The organism is Qingshengfaniella alkalisoli (genome assembly GCF_007855645.1).
GTDB lineage: Bacteria > Pseudomonadota > Alphaproteobacteria > Rhodobacterales > Rhodobacteraceae > Qingshengfaniella > Qingshengfaniella alkalisoli.
In genome coordinates, this window is the sequence record NZ_CP042261.1 from 2,112,494 (window position 1) to 2,132,684 (window position 20,191).

21 protein-coding genes are annotated in these 20,191 nt (G+C 61.8%); 11 read left to right on the plus strand and 10 right to left on the minus strand.

All coding sequences use genetic code 11. The annotated features are described in order from the left end of the window. Positions 1-19: 19 nt before the first annotated feature. Together serB and FPZ52_RS10605 are read left to right on the plus strand one after the other, a co-directional pair. Complete coding sequence (serB, locus tag FPZ52_RS10600; protein WP_146365400.1) at positions 20-895, plus strand: phosphoserine phosphatase SerB; 876 nt, start codon at positions 20-22, stop codon at positions 893-895. A 61-nt stretch (positions 896-956) separates the two neighbouring features. Beyond that, positions 957-1,589 (plus strand): MliC family protein, encoded by a 633-nt coding sequence (locus FPZ52_RS10605; protein ID WP_146365401.1) that lies wholly within the window; start codon positions 957-959, stop codon positions 1,587-1,589. Between the two features lie 119 nt (positions 1,590-1,708). Here FPZ52_RS10605 and rnr read toward each other — a convergent pair whose 3' ends face one another. The 3 genes from rnr to FPZ52_RS10620 form a co-directional block, all read right to left on the minus strand. Next, positions 1,709-3,982: a ribonuclease R gene (rnr, locus tag FPZ52_RS10610; RefSeq protein WP_146365402.1), complete on the minus strand. Its 2,274-nt coding sequence runs from the start codon at positions 3,980-3,982 to the stop codon at positions 1,709-1,711. A gap of 255 nt (positions 3,983-4,237) precedes the next feature. Next, complete coding sequence (gene dapE, locus FPZ52_RS10615) at positions 4,238-5,377, minus strand: succinyl-diaminopimelate desuccinylase (RefSeq protein WP_146365403.1); 1,140 nt, start codon at positions 5,375-5,377, stop codon at positions 4,238-4,240. Further along, positions 5,374-5,709: a hypothetical protein gene (locus FPZ52_RS10620; RefSeq protein ID WP_146365404.1), complete on the minus strand. Its 336-nt coding sequence runs from the start codon at positions 5,707-5,709 to the stop codon at positions 5,374-5,376. Before FPZ52_RS10620 ends, dapE begins: the two co-directional genes overlap by 4 nt. Before the next feature lie 173 nt (positions 5,710-5,882). Between FPZ52_RS10620 and FPZ52_RS10625 the strand changes: the two genes are divergently transcribed. After that, the gene (locus tag FPZ52_RS10625; RefSeq protein ID WP_146365405.1) at positions 5,883-6,842 is read left to right on the plus strand and encodes an MBL fold metallo-hydrolase; all 960 of its coding nucleotides are present in this window, start codon (positions 5,883-5,885) and stop codon (positions 6,840-6,842) included. Positions 6,843-6,890: 48 nt separating this feature from the next. On the opposite strand, the gene FPZ52_RS10630 is transcribed toward FPZ52_RS10625, so the two are convergent. Together FPZ52_RS10630 and FPZ52_RS10635 are read right to left on the minus strand one after the other, a co-directional pair. Continuing rightward, positions 6,891-7,136, minus strand: a complete 246-nt coding sequence (locus tag FPZ52_RS10630; protein ID WP_146365406.1) for a GlsB/YeaQ/YmgE family stress response membrane protein — start codon at positions 7,134-7,136, stop codon at positions 6,891-6,893. A gap of 114 nt (positions 7,137-7,250) precedes the next feature. Next, positions 7,251-8,120, minus strand: a complete 870-nt coding sequence (locus FPZ52_RS10635; RefSeq protein WP_146365407.1) for a branched-chain amino acid aminotransferase — start codon at positions 8,118-8,120, stop codon at positions 7,251-7,253. A 186-nt stretch (positions 8,121-8,306) separates the two neighbouring features. On the opposite strand from FPZ52_RS10635, the gene FPZ52_RS10640 reads away from it, so the two are divergent. The 8 genes from FPZ52_RS10640 (at position 8,307) to FPZ52_RS10675 (ending at position 15,531) form a co-directional block, all read left to right on the plus strand. Continuing rightward, positions 8,307-8,810 carry a MarR family winged helix-turn-helix transcriptional regulator gene (locus FPZ52_RS10640; protein ID WP_168201308.1) on the plus strand — a complete coding sequence of 168 codons (504 nt, stop codon included), beginning with the start codon at positions 8,307-8,309 and terminating at the stop codon, positions 8,808-8,810. A gap of 5 nt (positions 8,811-8,815) precedes the next feature. Next, on the plus strand, positions 8,816-9,520 hold the full coding sequence (locus tag FPZ52_RS10645) for a response regulator (RefSeq protein ID WP_146365408.1): 705 nt from the start codon (positions 8,816-8,818) through the stop codon (positions 9,518-9,520). A gap of 57 nt (positions 9,521-9,577) precedes the next feature. Then, positions 9,578-10,777 carry a TIGR03862 family flavoprotein gene (locus FPZ52_RS10650; RefSeq protein WP_146365409.1) on the plus strand — a complete coding sequence of 400 codons (1,200 nt, stop codon included), beginning with the start codon at positions 9,578-9,580 and terminating at the stop codon, positions 10,775-10,777. A gap of 46 nt (positions 10,778-10,823) precedes the next feature. Continuing rightward, a complete protein-coding gene (locus tag FPZ52_RS10655) occupies positions 10,824-11,783 on the plus strand; it encodes a histone deacetylase family protein (protein WP_146365410.1) in 960 nt (319 codons plus the stop codon). Continuing rightward, the gene (locus FPZ52_RS10660; protein ID WP_146365411.1) at positions 11,780-12,022 is read left to right on the plus strand and encodes an exodeoxyribonuclease VII small subunit; all 243 of its coding nucleotides are present in this window, start codon (positions 11,780-11,782) and stop codon (positions 12,020-12,022) included. Before FPZ52_RS10655 ends, FPZ52_RS10660 begins: the two co-directional genes overlap by 4 nt. A 62-nt stretch (positions 12,023-12,084) precedes the next feature. Beyond that, complete coding sequence (locus tag FPZ52_RS10665) at positions 12,085-12,888, plus strand: polyprenyl synthetase family protein (RefSeq protein ID WP_146365753.1); 804 nt, start codon at positions 12,085-12,087, stop codon at positions 12,886-12,888. 22 nt (positions 12,889-12,910) lie between these two features. Next, entirely contained in the window at positions 12,911-14,839 is a 1,929-nt protein-coding gene (dxs, locus tag FPZ52_RS10670) for a 1-deoxy-D-xylulose-5-phosphate synthase (RefSeq protein WP_146365412.1), read from the plus strand. A gap of 29 nt (positions 14,840-14,868) precedes the next feature. Further along, entirely contained in the window at positions 14,869-15,531 is a 663-nt protein-coding gene (locus FPZ52_RS10675; protein ID WP_146365413.1) for an androgen-induced gene 1 family protein, read from the plus strand. Here the strand turns inward: FPZ52_RS10675 and FPZ52_RS10680 are convergent. From FPZ52_RS10680 to FPZ52_RS10700, 5 genes are all read right to left on the minus strand, one after another. Next, positions 15,515-16,438, minus strand: a complete 924-nt coding sequence (locus tag FPZ52_RS10680; protein ID WP_146365754.1) for a DMT family transporter — start codon at positions 16,436-16,438, stop codon at positions 15,515-15,517. The two genes, FPZ52_RS10675 and FPZ52_RS10680, sit on opposite strands and share 17 nt — an antisense overlap. A 10-nt stretch (positions 16,439-16,448) precedes the next feature. After that, entirely contained in the window at positions 16,449-16,808 is a 360-nt protein-coding gene (locus tag FPZ52_RS19180) for a hypothetical protein (protein ID WP_240804352.1), read from the minus strand. 286 nt (positions 16,809-17,094) lie between these two features. After that, on the minus strand, positions 17,095-18,132 hold the full coding sequence (locus FPZ52_RS10690) for an HlyD family secretion protein (RefSeq protein WP_146365414.1): 1,038 nt from the start codon (positions 18,130-18,132) through the stop codon (positions 17,095-17,097). Between the two features lie 12 nt (positions 18,133-18,144). Then, entirely contained in the window at positions 18,145-19,743 is a 1,599-nt protein-coding gene (locus FPZ52_RS10695) for an efflux MFS transporter permease (RefSeq protein WP_146365415.1), read from the minus strand. After that, positions 19,740-20,183: a MarR family winged helix-turn-helix transcriptional regulator gene (locus tag FPZ52_RS10700; RefSeq protein WP_146365416.1), complete on the minus strand. Its 444-nt coding sequence runs from the start codon at positions 20,181-20,183 to the stop codon at positions 19,740-19,742. The genes FPZ52_RS10695 and FPZ52_RS10700 overlap by 4 nt, the downstream gene beginning before the upstream one ends. Between the last annotated feature and the right edge of the window lie 8 nt (positions 20,184-20,191).

Below are 20,191 nucleotides of genomic sequence, written 5' to 3' on the forward strand. Positions count from 1 at the left end.
AATTTCGCGGAGCCGTCCCATGTTCGTTGCCACCCTTCTGACCAGCCCTGCAAACCCCGCGCTGGAGCGCATGACCGTAGACGCCCTGCGCGACGCCTGGGGTGGGGGGGATGTACGCTGGTTGGCCGATGGAGAGGCGGCAGAGTTTGCCTTGCCCGCGAAGCCCGGCAATGTTGACTCCGTTTGGGCGGACATGCAGGCGCTTGGCGTGGACCTGGTTGTTCAGGCAGCCGAGGGGCGGCGCAAGAAACTTCTGCTTGCAGATATGGACAGCACGATGATCCAGCAGGAATGCATCGACGAATTGGCGGCGGAAGCGGGCATCGGGGCGCATGTGGCGGAAATCACGGCTCGCGCGATGAATGGCGAGTTGGATTTCGAAAGCGCGTTGAAAGAGCGTGTGGGGTTGCTGAAGGGGTTGAATACTTCTGTGATCGCAAGGGTTCTGGATAGCCGCGTCACATTCACCCCCGGCGGACGCGAACTGATCGCCACCATGAAGGCCGCTGGCGGCTATGCGGCGTTGGTGTCTGGCGGGTTCACGACCTTCACCGACCATGTGGCACAGTCGCTTGGCTTTGATGAAAGCCGCGCGAATGTGCTGGTCGAGGCTGACGGAGTTCTGGCCGGAACGGTGGTTGAACCGATACTGGGCCGAGATGCCAAGGTTGCCGCCTTGCGTGACATCAGCGCGCAGCTTGGGATTTCGACCGATGATGCGATGGCGGTCGGTGATGGCGCCAATGACCTGGGCATGCTGGAACTGGCCGGAACCGGCGTTGCGCTGCACGCCAAGCCGTCTGTTGCCGCGCAATGCGACGTGCGGATCAACCACGGGGATCTGACGGCACTGCTTTATGTTCAGGGTTATGCGAAGGCTGATTTTGTGATCTGATGTTGCTTGCTATCGGTGCCGGGCTGCGATCACATAGAGTGAGCCAAGCGGAGGATCGACGATGCAACGATTGATGATAGTGGCCTTGTTCGTGGTCGCAGCGAGCGGTGTGCAGGCGCAGGATGCGGGACCGGGTTTCGATTGCGAGAAGGCCAGCCGCGATTCCGAGCGCATGATCTGTGATGATCCGCTACTGTCGGCGTTGGATCACGAGATGTCGCGTACCTACACCTTGGCGGTTGAAACACCTGACATGGATCCGGACCGGCTGAATGAATTGCAAGCCATGCAGCGCGACTGGATCAAGAGGCGCGACGCGTGCGATGGCAAGGCGGAGGATCCGCGTGGCTGCATGATCAGTGAATACGGCATGCGTATGTACGACCTTCGGCAGCGTTACGCCAACGCGCGCTCGGATGATGATGCCGGGATCACGATTGGTCCGCTGCCGCTGGAATGCGGAGGGCTGGACCAGGTGCCGGGCGTGCTGTTCATCAATGGCCCGGAATCGATGGCGACCGTCCACCATGACCAGACATGGGCCACGCTGGTTCAGGAACGCGCGGCATCCGGGGTGAAGTACACGGGCTCTGCGTGGAATGGGGATTACCTGCTCTGGACGAAGGGCGACGCCGCGCAGCTTGCCTTGCCCGACGCCGATCAGGTCGATTGCCTGATTGGCGAGGCCGGCTGAGTACCTCGCGCGCCGGCGAAGCCGGTGCGCGGCCCAACAGGACGCGCGGTTTATGACCGCGCCTGACTGGCGGGAGGCCGCCGTCGCCGCGTGGCGTGTGCGATGTGACCGGGCGGATGTTATCCTTGGCGCCGCTTGCGTTCCACTTTTCGCTTTGTCTTGGCAGCCTTGGTTTTTGCGCGTGCAGCTTTGCGCGGCCCGGTTTTCCCGCGGCTGCGGCGGTGACCGGTGCGTGGCCCCTGCGGCATGGCTTTGCCATCGAGTTCCAGCAATTCCAGCCCGATCCCGCCGGTGACGGGCACCGCTTCGGTCAGTTTGACGGTGACGCGCTGGCCGATCCCGATTTCCACGCCGGTATCCGATCCCATCAGGGATTGGGCCTCTGCGTCGTAGTGGAAGAATTCATTTCCCAGTGACCGGATCGGGACCAGCCCGTCAGCGCCGGAATCGTCGAGTTTCACGAACAACCCGAACCGCGTGACGCCGGAGATCCGCCCCGCCATTTCATTGCCGACGCGTTCGGATAGATAGGCCGCGAGGTAGCGGTCCGTCGTGTCGCGCTCGGCGGTCATCGACCGGCGTTCCGTTTCCGAGATATGCTTGGCCGTTTCGTCCAGGCGCTCTTCATCCTCGGGCGTCATGCCATCCTCGCCCCAGCCATGGGCCGAGATCAGCGCACGGTGGATGACCAGGTCCGCATAGCGCCGAATGGGCGATGTGAAATGCGCGTATTGACGCAATGCCAGCCCGAAATGCCCGAAGTTTTCCGGGCTGTAATAGGCCTGTGTCATGGACCGCAGCGTGGACATGTTGATGAGTTCGGCTTCGTCCGTTCCGTCGGCCTGTTCCAGCAGCCGGTTCAGGTGCTTCGTTTCCAGCACCTGCCCCTTGGCCAGCGTCAGGCCCGATGCCTTTGCGACCTCGCGCAGCGCGTCCAACTTTTCGGGCGAGGGTTCTTCATGCACGCGGTACAGCAGCGGGCGGCGCTTCTGCGCGAGCGTTTCTGCCGCGCAGACATTGGCCAGCACCATGAATTCCTCGATCAGCCGGTGCGCGTCGAAGCGGTCGCGGAAGGCTACCGACACGACCTTGCCGTCATCGTTGAGGATGATGCGGCGTTCGGGCAAGTCCAGATCCAGCGGCTGGCGGCGCTCTCGTGCGGTTCTGGCCGCGTCATATGCCGCGTAAAGCGGGCGGATCACATCGGGCAGCAGGGTTTCGGCCTTGCCCTCGGCCTGTCCGTCGATGGCGGCTTGCGCCTGTTCATAGGTCAGTGAGGCGGCGGAGCGCATCATCGCACGGTGGAACTTGTGGCCGATCTTGTTACCGTCACGGTCCAGTACCATGCGCAGCGCGATGCAGGCGCGCGGGACGCCTTCGTGCAGCGAGCACAGATCGCCCGAAAGACGGTCGGGCAGCATCGGAACGACGCGGTCCGGGAAATAGGTCGAGTTGCCGCGCTTGCGCGCCTCGCGGTCCAGCGCGGAGCCGGGCGTGACGTAATGCGCGACATCGGCAATCGCCACCCAGACGACATGCCCGCCTTCATTGTCGGGATCATCATCCGGCTGCGCATAGACCGCGTCGTCATGGTCGCGCGCATCGGCCGGGTCGATGGTCACCAGCGGCAGATCGCGCAGGTCCAGCCGCTTTCCCATCGGCGCGGGTTTCTGCGCGTCGGCCTCGGCGATCACCTTGTCGGGGAAGGCATCCGGGATGCCGTGCTGGTGGATGGCGATGAGCGAGACGGCTCGGGGTGCAGACGGATCGCCCAGACGTGTGACGATACGCGCGGACGGCAAACCCATGCGCGCGCGGGGGCCGGCCTGTTCGGCTTCGACCAGTTCGCCGTCCTTTGCGCCGTGCGTCGCGCCTTCGGCCACGCGCCATTCGCGGTCCGCGCCCTTGTCGATGGGCACGATCCGACCACCTTCCGCCCCCTTGCGGAACACGCCGAGCAACCGCCTTGGATTGGTGCCGATGCGGCGGATCAGGCGGGCTTCATAGGTGTGGTCGTCTTCATGCACATGCGTCAGGCGCGCGAGAATGCGGTCGCCTTCGCCCATCGCCGGATCGGACCGTCGAGGCAGGAACAGCACACGGGGTTCGGGGCCGTCGCCATGCCATTCGAGGGGCTTGGCGAAGAGATCGCCATCCTCGGTAGGCGCGAGCATTTGAAGCACCGAGACACGTGGCAGATGATCGGGGTCGCGATAGGTCTTCTTGCGTTTTTCCAGATGTCCTTCGGCCTCCATTTCGCGCAGGAGGCGTTTCAGGTCGATCCGCGCCGCGCCCTTGATGCCGAAGGCCTTGGCGATGTCGCGTTTGGAGGTCTGGGTGGGATGGTCCGCGATCCATGCAAGGACCTCGTCCCGTGTCGGGATTCTGCTCATGCCCCAGCCCTATCATGCGGTGCAGGTGTCGTCATCGGGAAAGGTGGCTCTCCCGCCCCCGGACTGCGCGGCTTGCGCCACTTGTCCGGCGTTGGGCGTGGCGATTCGTGCCTTCGGCCCGAATCGCGGGGTCTGCTGGGGAGGCGTCTGAGGAGCGGGGTGCTCCTCAGATCGCCAGTTCGATTATGGGGGGTGGGGCGCGTCAAGGGCCTTCGGCCGCTGCGCGGGCGCGTGCCGCGCCCCTTGACCCGTAGGTCAGGCGAAATAACCCTTCAGGATGCGCGCATAGATCGCCTTGAGCTGGGTGATCTGTTCGACCGGCACCTGTTCGTCAACCTGATGCATGGTTTTGCCGACCAGCCCGCATTCGACGACGGGACAGTGATCCTTGATGAAGCGTGCATCCGACGTGCCGCCCGAGGTGGAGAGTTCGGGGGTGACGCCGGTTTCCGCCTCGACCGCGCGGACGACCAGATCGGAGAACGAGCCGGGGGGTGTCAGGAAGCTTTCGCCGGACACCTTGATGTCCATATCGAAGCCGACGCCGGTTTCTTCCGTGACCCTGGCGGCCTCGGCGCACAGCCAGTCGGACAGTGCGGCGGAGCTGTGCGCGTCGTTGAAGCGGATATTCACCATGGAGCGGCATTGCGCGGGAATGACGTTGTTGGCGGTGTTGCCCGTGTCGAAGCCCGTGGCGGCGAGGGTCGAGGGCTGGAAATGGTCCGTTCCGTCGTCAAGTGCATGGCTGGACAACCTGTCGATCAGCCGTGCCATGGCCGGGACGGGGTTCTTCGCGCGGTGGGGATAGGCGGAATGGCCCTGCACACCCGTGGCGGTGATCCATGCCGTCATGGAGCCGCGCCGCCCGATCTTGATCATCTCTCCCATCGTGTCGGGGCAGGTGGGTTCGCCGACAAGGCAGACGGACATGGCTTCGCCCTGCGCGTCCATCCAGTCGAGCAGGGCGCGGGTGCCATGGACCGCGTCGCCTTCTTCATCGCCGGTGATCGCAAGAATGATTGCACCATCAGGCGGCGTGTCCCGCACGAAGTCGATCGCGGCGGCGGCAAAGGCGGCGACGCCGGATTTCATGTCGGTTGCGCCGCGCCCGAACATCGCGCCATCGTGGATTTCTGCGCTGAAGGGAGCGACTGTCCACGCGGCAGGATCGCCCACAGGCACGACATCCGTGTGACCGTTGAAGCCGAATGTCCTTGCGTGGCCCTTGGCGCCCCAGCGGGCGAACAGGTTGGATATGCCTTCGCGGTCGGCACGGGTGCAGGTGAAATCCGCTTCGGCGAGTATGGTTTCAAGAAGGGTCAGCGCGCCGCCTTCTTCAGGTGTCACGGAAGGGCACTGGATGAGACGTGCGGTCAGTTCGACGGGGTCGATCACTTGTCGTCCTCGCCGTAGAAAGGCGTCATCTGCGCGACGATCACGGAGTTTTCGTCAAGTGCGCGCTGCATCAGGTCGCGTTCGTCCTGCGCGATGTCGTGCCCTGCTTTCTCGCGATCTCTGAGCGCGCCATAGCCGGTGACATCGAGAGGCGCGAGGTCGGCTTGCTTGAGAATGGCTACGGTTTCTCGGACGGCTTCGGCCTCATCCACACCGGATGCGAAACACATCAGCGCGGCCCCGGTGGACTCCTCGGGCAAACCATCGCCTGATTTGCGTCCGACCTGCACGACCAGCGTATAGACCTGCTGCTTGTTCTTTTCTTTCGCCACGAGATCATCCTTCCATTTCCGGCGAGACCCTAGTCCAGCAAGGCGCGCTTAGGAAGGCTTCGGGATGTGCGGGGAACGCTTCGCAAGAAAATTAGAACTGAACGGTTCATTTTGATTTTTGTTGCACTATGTAACCTTACGTCATTGCAATGATCACAATCGGGAGAGGCGCCATGGGCGGCGTGAGTGACGGACTGAGGAGCAGGCTGCTGGAGCGACGGGACTTTCTGGTGGGCAGCGCCGCGATAGCGGCAATTTCACCTTTCGTGCCGCGCGTGGTTTGGGGGCATGGGCCGAAAACACATCGGGAAATGATTGGCGATGTCGAGTTGACGGTCATCAGCGATGGCCATCTGACGATTCCGTCGAATGTGCTGGCTCCGCAAGCGCCTCGCGATGAGTTCGAGGCGACCATGATGGAGCGTTTCGGACAGGTGCCGGAAACGGTTCGGGCAGAAACCAACCATGCGATCCTTCGGGTGGGCAATGATCTGATCCTGGTCGACAACGGGTCGGGCAAGGATTTTCAGCCCAACGCGGGCAAGCTGTTGGAGCATCTTCAGATCAACGGTATCGACCCTGCGGATGTCACCAAGCTGGTGTTCACGCATGCCCATCCTGATCACGTTTGGGGGACTTTGGGCGCAAATGGCGGGCTGAACTTCCCGAATGCGGACTATTATGTCGCCGGGGCGGAGTTTGATTTCTGGATGGACCCGGACACCATGACCGCGCTACCTGCGGACTTTCATCCTTTCGTCATCGGCGCACGGCGCGATCTGACGGCGATCGAGGACAGGATGATCCGAGTTAAGGATGGCGACATGATAGGGGACGGGATCAGCGCGATCAGCACGCCCGGACACACGCCGGGGCATATCTCGGTTTTGGTGGATCATGGCGAGGGGCTGATCATCGGCGGTGATGTCGTCGGAAATGACCATGTCCATTTCGCGCACCCCGAATGGGCCTTCGGTTTTGACGCGATACCGGAGCAGGGTATCGACACCCGCAAGCGTCTGCTCGACCGGTTGGCGACGGACCGGCATCGGTTGCTGGGGTATCATTTCACCTATCCGGGGACCGGCTATGTTGAACGGGCCGGGACAGGTTATCGGCTGGTTGCCGGATGAACGATGAAGGCCCGCGCATCATCGCGGACCTTTTCGTTTTAGCGGGGTTTAGCCCTTCACCATTCGCCAGACCCAGATCAGCAGGCAAGCACCGATCAGGCCGACAATAAGTTGTGGAATCCAAGCGCTGGCGGCGTAAATGCCCAGCAGTTGGAGGATCGCGTTCAGCACGACGGCGCCGATAATACCAAGAATGATGTTGAGAAAGATTCCGGTATTGGCATTCATGATATTACTGGCGATCCAGCCAGCAAGACCGCCGACGATGATAGAGCCGATAATTCCGAGTCCCATGGAGTTCTCCCTTCAGGTGACGAAAGAAATCTAGGCCCAGAAATACCTTAGCGTCAATTCTAATGATTGGGGACCGGGTTGCCCGTCGTCCGCGATCGGGTGACGGGCTGGCGGTCAGCTTCTGACCAGCGTTTCGTAGGCGTCGGCGATTTCACGGGTCATTGTCCCGACCTCGAAATTGTAGTCGCCGATCCGGCCCACAGGAGTGACCTCGGCGGCGGTGCCGGTCAGCCAGCATTGCTCGAAGCCTTCCAGCTCGGATGGCTCAATATGCCGTTCGTTGACCTTGATTTGGCGGTCTTCCAGCATCCCGATCACGGTTTGGCGTGTAATGCCGTTCAGGAAGCAGTCGGGTTTCGGCGTGTGAACCTCGCCGTCCTTGACGAAGAAGATGTTCGCGCCGGTCGCCTCGGCCACATAGCCGCGATAGTCGAACATCATCGCGTCGGAGCAGCCCTTGGCTTCGGCGGCGTGTTTGGACATCGTGCAGATCATGTACAGGCCCGCGGCCTTGGCTTGGCATGGGATGGTTTCGGGAGAGGGGCGTTTCCATTTGGATATGTCGAGCCTGGCCCCCTTGGTCTTGGCGTCGCCGTAGTAGTTGCCCCATTCCCAGCCTGCCACGGCCAGACGGACGGGGTTGCGGTTGGCGGCGACACCCATATCGTCACCCGCGCCACGCCAGGCGATGGCGCGAACATAGGCGTTGTCCCAGCCATTCGCCTTGAGCATGTCGTATTTCGCCTGTTCGATTTCCTCGATTGTCCAGGGGATATCCATGTCCAGAAGTTGGCCGGACTTCTTAAGGCGTTCGGAATGCTTGACGGATTCGAAGATGGTGCCGTTGTAACAGCGTTCCCCCTCGAAAACGGACGACGCGTAATGCAGGGCGTGCGTCAACAGATGCACGTTTGCGTCGCGCCAGGGCACCAGCTTGCCGTCCATCCAGATTGTGCCGTCACGATCTTCATATCCGCCTGCCATAGTCTATCCTTCCATGTGAGTGCCCTTCAGGGCAGGCAATTTTCAAAAATTGCGATTTTAGGTCCGTATCGGACCGAAAGTTGCGCAAATTCGGAGGATTCGCTATCAGTTGGCACTTGGAATGTCAACAAAGCTGACTTAAAATGTGATAAGAGAATTTGGTGAAGACTCACAAGGGGTTGCGCGATGGCTGAAAGTCACATGGGATCGGGGCAACGTGGCGAGTCGTTGCTGTTTTTGACCGACGAACAGCTTCGCAAGGGAATCGAGCTGATGTTCTTCGCTTATAAAGGCTTCACATCCGACCCTGACCGTATCCTGGAGGACTATGGCTATGGTCGGGCGCATCACCGGGCGATCCATTTCATCCACCGCGCGCCGGGGACGACGGTAAACAATCTGTTGTCGATCCTTGGGGTGACGAAACAATCGTTGAACCGTGTCCTGCGGACGCTGATCGAAGACGGGATGATCGAAAGCCGCGTCGGCACGCGCGACAAGCGAGAGAGACATTTGTATCTGACGGAAAAGGGTTCAATACTGGAAACCAAACTGTCGGAAGCGCAGCAGCAAAGGATGCGCTCCGCGTTCCGGGCGGCGGGACCGGAAGCGGTCAGCGGGTTCCGGCAGGTGCTTGAGGAAATGATGGATCCCGAGATGCGCCGGCATTTTCGGTCCACGGGGGATTGATACGCATGAGCGAACCGAGCGCTGCACATCTTCTGATCGTGGATGACGACGAACGCATCCGCAGCCTGTTGCAGAAGTTCCTGATGCGACAAGGCTTCCTGGTCAGCGCGGCAAGGGATGCCGCCCATGCACGGCGGCTTCTTGGCGGGTTGGAGTTCGACCTGATCGTTCTCGACGTCATGATGCCGGGTGAAGACGGCATGAGCCTGACGCGATCCCTGCGCGAAGATATCACCACGCCCATCCTGTTGCTGACCGCGCGGGGTGAGACTTCGGACAGGATCGAGGGGTTGGAGGCTGGGGCTGATGACTACCTGCCCAAACCGTTCGAGCCCAAGGAATTGCTGCTGCGGATCAATGCGATCCTGCGCCGAATTCCCGCACGTGTCGATAGTTCGGGGCTAGCGAAAGTGCTGCACCTGGGCCCTGTGCGTTACGATGTGGAGCGGGGCGAGCTTTGGGAAGGCGAGGAACTGATCCGCCTGACGGCCACCGAAAGCCAGTTGATGAAGTTGTTTTCCGCCCAGCCTGGAGAGCCGATCAGCCGTACGCGTCTGGTGGAGGATCTGGGTCGTGACCGGGGACAGGCGCAGGAACGCGCGGTGGATGTCCAGATTACCCGTCTGCGCCGCAAGATCGAGGCCGACCCTAAACAGCCGCGCTATCTGCAGACGGTGCGTGGCGCCGGATACATGCTGATTGCCGACTGAACACGGACGTTTGACAAACCACAAGCAAATACCACGACGAAAAGGACGGAGATTGCCATGTGGTCCAGTAGCGGGACCGAAGCCCTTGTCATAGGCGCGGGGCCGGCCGGATTGATGGCGGCCGATATCCTGTCGGCGCGGGGTAAGCGCGTGACCCTGGTAGACGCCAAACCATCGCCTGCACGCAAGTTTCTGATGGCAGGCAAAAGCGGCCTGAATCTGACGCGGGATGAGCCGCACGACAAATTCGTGGCGCGCTTCAGCGATGCGGCGGGCTGGCTCAAACCGATGATCGACGAATTCGGTCCGGACGCGGTGCAGAGCTGGGCACGCTCGCTTGGGCAGGAAGTATTCGCTGGTTCGACCGGCAAGGTGTTCCCGTTGACTATGAAAGCCTCTCCCTTGCTGAGGGCTTGGCTGGCGCGCTTGGGCGAGCAGCGTGTCGAGTTGCGAACGCGCTGGCGGTGGCAGGGCTGGGAAGGCGACCGGGCTGTTTTCGATACGCCGAAAGGCAAGCGGTGCGTGGCATCTGATGTCACGGTGCTGGCCACCGGCGGCGCAAGCTGGGCGCGACTTGGTTCTGACGGAGCATGGGTTGAACCGCTTCGGCTGAATGGCGTGCCGCTTGCGCCATTCGCACCCAGCAATGTGGGGGTCGTTGTCCCGTGGTCCGATCACATGCGCACCCATTTTGGGTCACCCGTCAAGAATGTGGCGTTGATTGCCGGGGATATGGTCTATCGCGGCGAGTTTGTCGTATCCGAGCGGGGCTTCGAGGGGGGCGGGATTTACGATGTCAGCCCGGCGGTTCGTGAAGGCAGTGATGTCATCATTGATCTGCTGCCGGATATTCCATTCGAGAAGGTCGCCGACCGCTTGTCTGTCCCGCGTGGCAAGCTGTCCAGGTCGAACTTCCTGCGGCGAAAGCTTGGGCTTGATCCGGTGAAGATCGCGCTGCTGCATGAATTCGGCGGTCGACACCTCGACGGCGAAGACCTGGTTCAAGCGATCAAACGTTTGCCGATGAAGCACTGCGGCTTGGGGCACCTGGATGAGGCGATTTCCGTTGCAGGTGGTGTCACGCGCGAAGCTGTGGATGGCCGGTTGATGCTGATCGAACGGCCCGGCGTGTATTGCTGCGGCGAGATGCTGGATTGGGATGCACCAACAGGGGGCTATTTGCTGACTGCCTGCCTTGCCACGGGGCGCTGGGCGGGCCTTGCCGCAGCTGATCGGTTGGATATGCTGCGCGATTGAACGGGGAATCGTTGCCCATCGGTCGTGACCGACCTAGCCTGCGGGCATGACGACTGCACTCTATTCGCATCCGGATTGCCTGACACATGAAACACCTTCGGGGCATCCCGAACAGGTGGCGCGGCTTCAGGTTGTTCTGGACCGGCTGGAAGGGCCGCCCTTTGACCGGCTGACGAGGTTGGAGGCACCGGTGGCTGCCGAGGATGCGTTGCTGCGCTGTCATCTGCAATCTTATCTGGACCTGATTTCTGCATCCATACCGGCATCGGGGAGCATGGCGCTGGACGGGGACACGCATGTCAGCGCGGGGTCGCTGGCTGCGGCGCGGCGTGCAGCAGGGGCCTGTGTTGCTGCAGTCGACCTGGTGTTGCGCGACGGGGCGGACAATGCATTTGCGGCAGTGCGCCCGCCCGGTCATCATGCGGAACGGGAAACGGCGATGGGATTTTGCCTGTTCGGCAGTCTCGCCATCGCTGCAAAGCATGCGCTGGATCATCATGGCCTGGACCGCGTCGCCATCGTGGATTTCGACGTGCATCACGGCAATGGTACGCAAGACCTGCTTTGGGAAGACGACCGCATACTGTTTGTGTCGATGCACCAAAGCCCGCTATATCCCGGCACCGGAACACGGGATGAAACGGGCGCGTATGGCCAGATCATCAATCTACCGATGGCGCCGGGTACCGCAGGAGACGGTTTCATGGCGGTGTTCGAGGATTACGTCGCACCTGCCGTGGATGCGTTTGAACCGGAATTTCTGCTGGTGTCAGCGGGCTTCGACGCGCACCGTGCCGACCCCTTGGCGCAAATGGACTTGGAAACGGATGATTTTGTGCAGATCACGGAACGGCTTTGTGATCTCGCCGATGCGCATTGCGGCGGCAGACTGGTCTCGACCTTGGAGGGCGGATATGATCTTGACGCCTTGGCGGACAGCGTGGCGGCCCATGTGGCGGTGCTGATCGCGCGAGGGGAAGCGACAAAGCAAGGACAAGGGCAATGACCGACACGCCGATTGAACAGATGACATTCGAGCAAGCCATGAAAGAACTGGAAACCGTCGTGGGCCAGCTTGAAAGCGGCGATGTCGAACTGGACAAGTCCATTGCGCTCTACGAGCGCGGTGCGAAGCTGAAGGCGCATTGCGAAGCCAAGCTGAAAGCGGCGGAAGAAAAGGTCGCGGCGATCACGCTGGATGAAAACGGCCAGCCCAAGGGGACGGCGCCGGTCGAAGGTCTCTGACCTTGTTCGAGGCAGCGTTGGAGGGCGCCTCGGATCGCGTTGCGGGATGTCTGGGCGACGCCATGGCGCAGTTTGCCGGCACGCCTGTGGGCGACGCGATGGTCTATGCGACGCAGGGCGGCAAGGGGTTGCGGGGCTTTCTGGTGATCGAATCCGCGCGCCTGCATGGGGTGGAGCCCGAGTCATCGGTCAAGGCTGCGGCGGCTATTGAAGCGTTGCATGCCTATTCCCTGATCCATGACGACCTGCCCAGCATGGACAATGATGACCTGCGGCGCGGACGGCCCACTGTTCACGTCAAATGGGACGAGGCGACGGCGGTTCTGGCGGGCGATGCGCTTCAGACGCTGGCGTTCGAGCTTTTGGCGCAGATGGATGTGGATCCCGCCGTAAGTATTGATCTTGTCGGATCGCTCGCGCGTGCAGCTGGCGCTGGTGGCATGGTGTTGGGACAGGCGCAGGACATCGCGGCGGAAACGGCGGATAGCCCGCTGGCGCTGGACCAGATCGTCGCGCTGCAACAGAACAAGACCGGGGCCCTGATTCGCTGGTCGGCAGAGGCTGGTGCAAGGCTGGCGCGTTGTGACGTAGCGCCCATGACGCGGTATGCAGATGCGCTGGGCTTGGCGTTTCAGATCGCAGATGACATTCTGGACGTCGAAGGCGACGCCGAAAAGGCAGGGAAGCGGCTTCAGAAAGACGCGGGTGCGGGCAAGGCGACCTTTGTCGGATTGCTGGGCCTTGATGGAGCCAAATCGCGCGCCGAAGCGTTGGTGCAGGACGCCGAAGCCGCGCTTGATCCTTACGGCGACGCCGCGCTTGTCTTGAAGCAGGCCGCGCGCTTCGTTATCTCGCGCGAATACTGACCGACCTTGAAGGAAGGCACATATGTCTGATCGCCCCGAAACGCCGACGCTGGATCGCGTCACCGTGCCAGCCGATATGAAACGGCTGAGCGACGCTGAACTGAAGCGGCTGGCCGACGAATTGCGGGCCGAGACGATCAGCGCGGTATCCACAACGGGCGGGCATCTGGGTGCCGGGCTTGGCGTGATCGAACTGACGGTTGCGCTGCATGCTGTGTTCGATACGCCCAAGGATCGGCTGATCTGGGATGTGAGCCACCAGTGCTATCCGCACAAGATCCTGACGGGGCGTCGCGATCGTATCCGCACATTGCGTCAAAAAGACGGGTTGAGCGGCTTCACCAAGCGATCGGAAAGCCCTTTTGACCCGTTTGGCGCGGCGCATAGCTCGACCTCGATTTCCGCAGCTTTGGGATTTGCGGTTGCGCGTGATCTGGGCGGCGCGCCGGAACATGGCATCGGGGATTGCATCGCGGTGATCGGTGACGGGGCGATGTCGGCGGGCATGGCTTATGAGGCGATGAACAATGCGGGGCACCTGGGCAAGCGACTGATCGTGATCCTGAACGACAACGAAATGTCCATCGCGCCTCCCGTGGGGGCTATGTCGTCATATCTGTCGCGGCTTTACGCCGGTGCACCGTTTCAGGAATTCAAAGCGGCGGCAAAGGGCGCGGTCAGCCTGTTGCCTGAGCCATTCCAGCAGGGGGCGAAACGCGCGAAGGATATCCTGAAGCATTCCGTCATGGGTGGCACTCTGTTCGAGGAGCTGGGCTTTTCCTATGTCGGACCCGTGGACGGGCATGATCTGGACCAGCTTCTGACGCTGCTGAGGACCGTTAAATCCCGCGCGACGGGACCGATCCTGATCCATGCGATCACCCAGAAGGGCAAGGGATACGCACCTGCCGAGGACAGCGCCGACCGTGGCCATGCCCGCGCGAAGTTCGATGTAGTCACCGGCGAGCAGAAGAAGGCACCCAGCAACGCGCCGAGCTACACCAAGATTTTTGCCAACAGCCTGATGGCCGAGGCCGCACAGGACGACAAGATCGTAGCCGTGACGGCGGCGATGCCCGACGGCACCGGGCTGGACCTGTTCGCCGAGCGTTACCCGTCGCGTTGCTTCGATGTAGGCATCGCCGAACAGCATGCGGTGACATTTTCCGCTGGGCTTGCGGCTGGTGGCATGAAGCCCTTCTGCGCGCTGTATTCGACCTTCCTGCAGCGCGGCTATGATCAGGTCGTACATGATGTCGCGATCCAGCGTTTGCCCGTGCGTTTTCCGATAGATCGTGCAGGGCTGGTCGGCGCGGACGGGGCAACGCATGCGGGCAGCTTCGATATTGCCTATCTGGCAAACCTACCGGGGTTCGTCGTGATGGCTGCCGCAGACGAAGCCGAACTGGTGCATATGGTCGCCACGGCGCGTGCAATCGACGATGGCCCGTCGGCATTCCGGTTTCCGCGCGGCGAAGGCGTGGGCGTCGAGATGCCGGAGACGGGCGTCCCGCTGGAAATCGGCAAGGGCCGGATGATTCAGGAAGGATCGCGCGTCGCGATCCTGAGTTTCGGTGCGCGTTTGCAGGAAGTGCAGCTGGCCTCTGAAAAGCTAAGTCAGCGCGGTATAACGCCCACCATCGCCGATGCCCGTTTCGCCAAGCCGCTGGACCGCGACCTGATCTTGCGGCTTGCGGCGGAGCATGAAGCGCTGATCACTATCGAGGAAGGCGCCATTGGCGGTTTCGGCAGTCATGTCGCGCAGCTTCTGGCAGATGAAGGGGTGTTCGATCATGGGCTGAAGTTCCGGTCGATGGTCCTGCCGGACATCTTCATCGACCAGTCCAGCCCGACCGACATGTATGAAACCGCGCGTCTGAGCGCCCCGCATATCGAAGCGAAAGTGCTGGAAGTGCTTGGCGTGGAAACTCTGGCGGCGCGGCGGGGATAGAGGGTAAACTCCGTTTTGGGAGGTTTCTCATGCCCAAGTGCATCAAGGCATATCGGCTGATCGTTTTCGGACTAGCGCTGTTCTACTTCGTGGATCGCGGGCTAGCGGCAGATTATGCCAATTTCGGAGCGCAGTTCCGATATATGACGATCTGGGCGCTGACAGGCAGCGTGATCGCCGCAGGGTTGATGCTGGTGCCTCGCTTCGGTCGGAATGGGCCAGCAGGGGCGAGGTTCGTCTCGCTGGTGGCGGTGATCAATGCGTTGGTGGTCTTTTCCTACTGGCGATTGTTCTTTTCGGACCCGACCTTGGTAAATGGTCAACGGCAGATCGTCGCGTATCAGGAATATTACCTGCATCTTGTGGGGCCGGTGCTTCAGTGGATCGACGTGCTGTTCCTGAAACGGGCCTTTCAGCGTGTGCAGGGCGTTGTCTTGTGGTTGGCTGTTCTGGTCATTGCCTATGTGTCGTGGGCGGAGTTGCTTGTCGCGCCGCGTAATGCGGAACCTGTCGGCAGCGTAACCAGCGGCCTGCCGTACCCGTTCATGAATGATATGGTGATGGGCGAACGGCTGGCGTTCTACGTCTCTACCTTCGTGATTGGCTTGATCTTCATCGGGCTGTTCCGCACGCTGCAGGCTGGTGTGAACCATATTGCGCCGTTTCGCGCCAAGGTCACCCTTGCGGAGTAACCCCGCCCCGTCTTGCGCGTCCGCGTTCGATCTGCAGCTTGTGTTCCCGCCAGATGATCAGGATGCCCGCACCGATGATGACTGATGCGCCGGTCAGCATGGTGGGCGTGGGAACCTCGTTGAACAGGAAGTATCCTGCAGCAAGTGCGAGGATCATGGAGGCGTAGTCGAACGGTGCGATCAGCGAGGCGTCGGCAAATCGATAGGCAGAGGTCAGGAAGATCTGTCCAAGTCCACCGACCAGCCCCATCACGATCAGTATGCCGGCGGTCTTGGGGTCCGGCACAACCCATCCGAAGGGTATTGTCGCCAATGACAGCACCGTGGCCGTGACAGAGAACCAAAACACGATGGCGGCGGCGTCTTCGGTGCGGACCATGTTGCGTACGAAGACCTGTGCCAAGGCTGCGCAGATTGCCCCAAGCAGAGCGACAATCGCTCCAAGGGTTTCGGCGTTGTTCACGCCGGGTTCGAACCCTGTCAGCCGCGGCGAGAGCACGATCAGCACCCCCGAAAGGCCCAGCATCACCATCAGGAACCGGAACAGGCCGACATCCTCGCCGAGAAACATGGCCGCGAACATCACGACCAGAAGTGGTGTAGCGTAGCTGATTGCGGTCACTTCGGGCAGGGGAAGCAGGCCGAGTGCCGCAAAGCCAAGCCCCATCGCACAGGTTCCGACGACGCCGCGCCAGACATGCGCCATGGGCTTGCGCGTCTTCAACCCTTGCCGAAGCTCATGCCGAAAGGCCAGCCAGACAACGATCACCGGCATTGCAAAAAGTGATCGAAAGAACATGGATTGACCGGGCGGAATCGTTCCGGATACGGACTTCACCAAGATTTGCATGACGACGAAAATCGACACGGCAGCGAGTTTGAGGATAATTCCGCGAAAGGGATTCATGTCCAGCCAATCAATGGGGTGATGGAACGACCGATCCATCTGTGCTGCGGGGACGCCTTTGGCAGCAGCCCTGTTCTGCTAGCATGGACGACGAGACGGTAACAAGCATGAATGCGCCACCTGCGAAGGCGGTACGCCACCGCTTGAGTTCGAGATGTGCGCGCAACTGTCGAAAAGCCGCTGGCAACCTTTTCAGCGCAGGTTGCGAAGACGTGATCGTCGTATCGCTTTCGACGAGAAACCCGAAGATCGATCCGGCTTGCGTGATCCAGATGGCGTCGCGATGCTGGCAGATGTGGCTCAGCGCCCGCCGCAAATGACACAGACGGTAGGGTTGACCAACAAGGTAGGGACGAAGGTCAATTCCCATGACCAGCGGCCGGGCCTTCGCCTGTTGAAGCATCTCGTCGAAGTTATCTTGGCAAGTTCGGCCTTTTCGAGCAGAGTTTCGGCGCTGTCACTTCAAACTGGCGTGCTTGTGAACTGTCCGTCACGCGCAACAAAGTTGTTCATGTACCGGTACGTTTCGAAAATCGCCCGGTCGTGCCATTCGCCAAACAGGTGGCCGAGCTTTGCCCTGAAGGAGAGCTCATTGCGGGCGCCCGATCACGGTCTGCGTGCATCCATCGGCGATCTTCAAAGGAAGTTCTGATAACTCAGGTGCGGGTGTCGATCTTTACAACCACCGACAGGCCGGGGGCCAGGGTGTCGCTGCCGGGCTGGCCCGGGTCGATGGCGATGCGCACGGGCAGCCGCTGGGCGATCTTGGTGAAGTTGCCCGTGGCGTTGCTGCCAGCCAGCACGCTGAACTCCGAGGTGGTGGCCGGAGCAAAGCGTTCGATCCGCCCGGTGAAGCTCCGGCCCTCGAGCGCATCGACGAAAAAGCTGACCGGCTGGCCGACATGCATGCCCTTGAGTTCGGTCTCGCGGAAATTGGCGACAACCCAGACCTGTTCCGAAACCTCCGACACCAGCGCGCTTCCCGCGCCGACATACTGACCCACCTGCGCCGAAACCTGGCCCAGCGTTCCGGTCTCGGGCGCACGGATGATGGTGTTCTCTAGGTCGAGCCTCGCCAGTTCCACCACTGCTTCGGTCTGCGCCACTGCCGCGCGCAGTGCCTGCGCCGCCACTCCGGCCGAGCGCACGTCCTCTTGCGCCACCGCGACCTGGCTTTCAGCCTGGTCAAGACTGGCCTCGGCCTGGCGCAGCGACAGTTCCGTCTTGTCGGCCTCGCTGGACGCGATGATGCCCTTTTCGTTCAGGACCGAGATGCGTTCCCAGTCCGAGCGGGCTGACGCCAGGCTGGCCTCTGCCGCCGCCTGCGCCGCCTTGCGGGCGCGTAGGGCCGCCTCGGCGGAATGGACCCGCTGGGCATTGTTGGCAAGCTGCGCCCGCGCTGCGTCCAGTGCCGCCTCGGCTTGGGCCATTTTCTGGCGATACTGCCGATCATCCAGCCGGACGACGACATCACCCCGTTCGACATGCTGGAAATCCGCGACCGGAACTTCGGCGACATAGCCCGAAAGTTGCGGCGAGATGGTGGTAATTGCACCTTTCACATAGGCGTTCTCGGTCCGGGCAACTGGGCTGTCGAAGGGTGGCAACTGCCAGGCGAAGAGGACGAACAGCACGCCGCTCAGCCCGAGGGCCAGCGCCGCGAGTGAAGGGATTAGGGGTTTCAAACGGGTCATTTGGGCAGGCTTTCACTTGGCCGTTGCTGCGGTGGCGCGGCCGGATTTGAAGAAACCATTAATCATGTGCAGGGCGAGAAGCCCGGCGGCGAAAATCGCCACCAGCGCCATCAGCGCATAGGCATCGTTGTAGGCCATCACGTAGGCCTGAGCTGCCGCTTGCTTCGCCAGGGTGGCTGCTGCCTCCGCTTGGCGAAGGCCAGAATCGGGGGTCGTGGCGGCATGGGACTGGGCAAGGGCGGCCAGATGGCGCGCGATCTCCGGGTTGGTGGCGGTCAGCCGGTCGGCCAGAACCGACATGTGGAACTTCTCGCGCCACAGGATGAAGGTGTTGAACAGCCCAGATCCGATCATCCCGCCGACCAGCTGGGTGGTCAGGAAGACGATGATGAAGCTGAGGATGTAGCTTGGCCCTTTGGCCAGTGCCGACATCATCCCCATGGCCATCGCCGGCGGCAGGAACAGCCCGCCGGCAAACGCGACCATGGCCTGGCTCAGATACATCTGTTCCGGACCGGTCAACAGGGTCGAGTGGCTGTCCATCCAGGCCCCGCACGCGATCAGGACTAGCGCCACGAGATGGGCGTGCCCCACCTTGTCGGGGCTCATGAAGCGAATGGCCGCCAGCCCGCCGGCGAGCCCGGCCAGGACGATGACGACGAACAGCATTTGCAACTGTTCGGGTGCGTAGCCCAACTGCCGAAACAGGCCGGGCGCACCGGTGGATTGTTCGGTCAGGATGATGCGGAAGAGGAACAGCACCATTGTCAGGTGGACGATGGCCGGCGACAGGATCCAGCGGATATCCAGTAGCGGCGCCTCGCGGTTCAACTCGGTCGCCACCGCCAGTGCGCCGGCGGCGAGCGCTACCGCCAGTAGCCAGCCCAGCCAGGGCGTCGTCGTCCACCAGTGCAGGTAACCCATGATGAAAACGGTGCTGAACCCGCCGAGGGCTACCGCGATCAGCGCGAAGCTGAACAGGTCGAGCGCCGAGATCACCCTGGCGCGCGGCTGCGGCGACAGTGGCAGCGCATAGACCAGCACCATGCTGATCACCGCCATGCCGAGCCCCATCAGATGCAAGCCGTTCCAGCTTGACAGCGCCCAAAGTTCCGGTGTGATCACACGTGCCAGTGGCGCGCCCATCATGATGATCGTCAGCACCACCGGGATGCCATATTTCAGCTTCAGGGTCGGGGGCAGCGGTTCCAACATGTAGAGAATCGCGATCGAGGACAGCGGCGCGGCGGCGACCCCCATGACGAACTGCACCGCGATGGCCGAATGCAGGTCGTCGATCCGCAGCGCCATGACCGCCGTGATCACGTAGAAGACGATGCCGATTTCGGCGAAACGGCGCAGGCCGTATTGCGTCCGGATCTTCATCAAGAGCAGCGTCAGCGATGCGCGCGGGATCATGTAGGCGGCCATCAGCCAGGCGGCTTGGGTCGTGGTGGTGCCGATCTCGCCCGCGATCTGCGGCAGGTTGGCGGTGACGAAGCCCTGTGCCAGCCCCTGGGTCAGCGCCAGAAAGACAGATGCCGACATGTAGGCGGCTGCCAAAGGCCAGGACTGCGGCGCGAAGGCCGGGGTTGCGGTGGCTTCGCTCATTCCTGTCTCATGCGACGGATGTTGGCCAAGACGCGGTCGAGTACGTCCTGGGCGGTGGCGATCTCCTCGGGCGGGATGCCGTCGAAAACCTGACCGCGCATGTCGGCCATGAAGTCCAGAATCGTGTCGGCTTGGTCGCGCGCGCCTTCGGTCAGCCGGATGCTGTTGGCGCGGCGGTCGCCCTCGACCGCGCGGCGATCGATGAAGCCCGACGTTTCCAGCCCGTCCAGCAGGCGCTTCAGCGAGGGCGTCTCGATATCCAGCAATTCGGCCAGTTCACGCTGCGTTGAGCCCTCGTTGCGGGCAATCACCGCCAGAGCCCTGCCTCGCGAATAGGTCAGGCCCATGGCCTGGGCGCGTGCGTCGAACATCACCCGCAAGTCGCGGACAATTTTAATGGCCTTGTCGATAAAGGCGCGCTGATCGGCAGGATTGGTCATGGAAATAC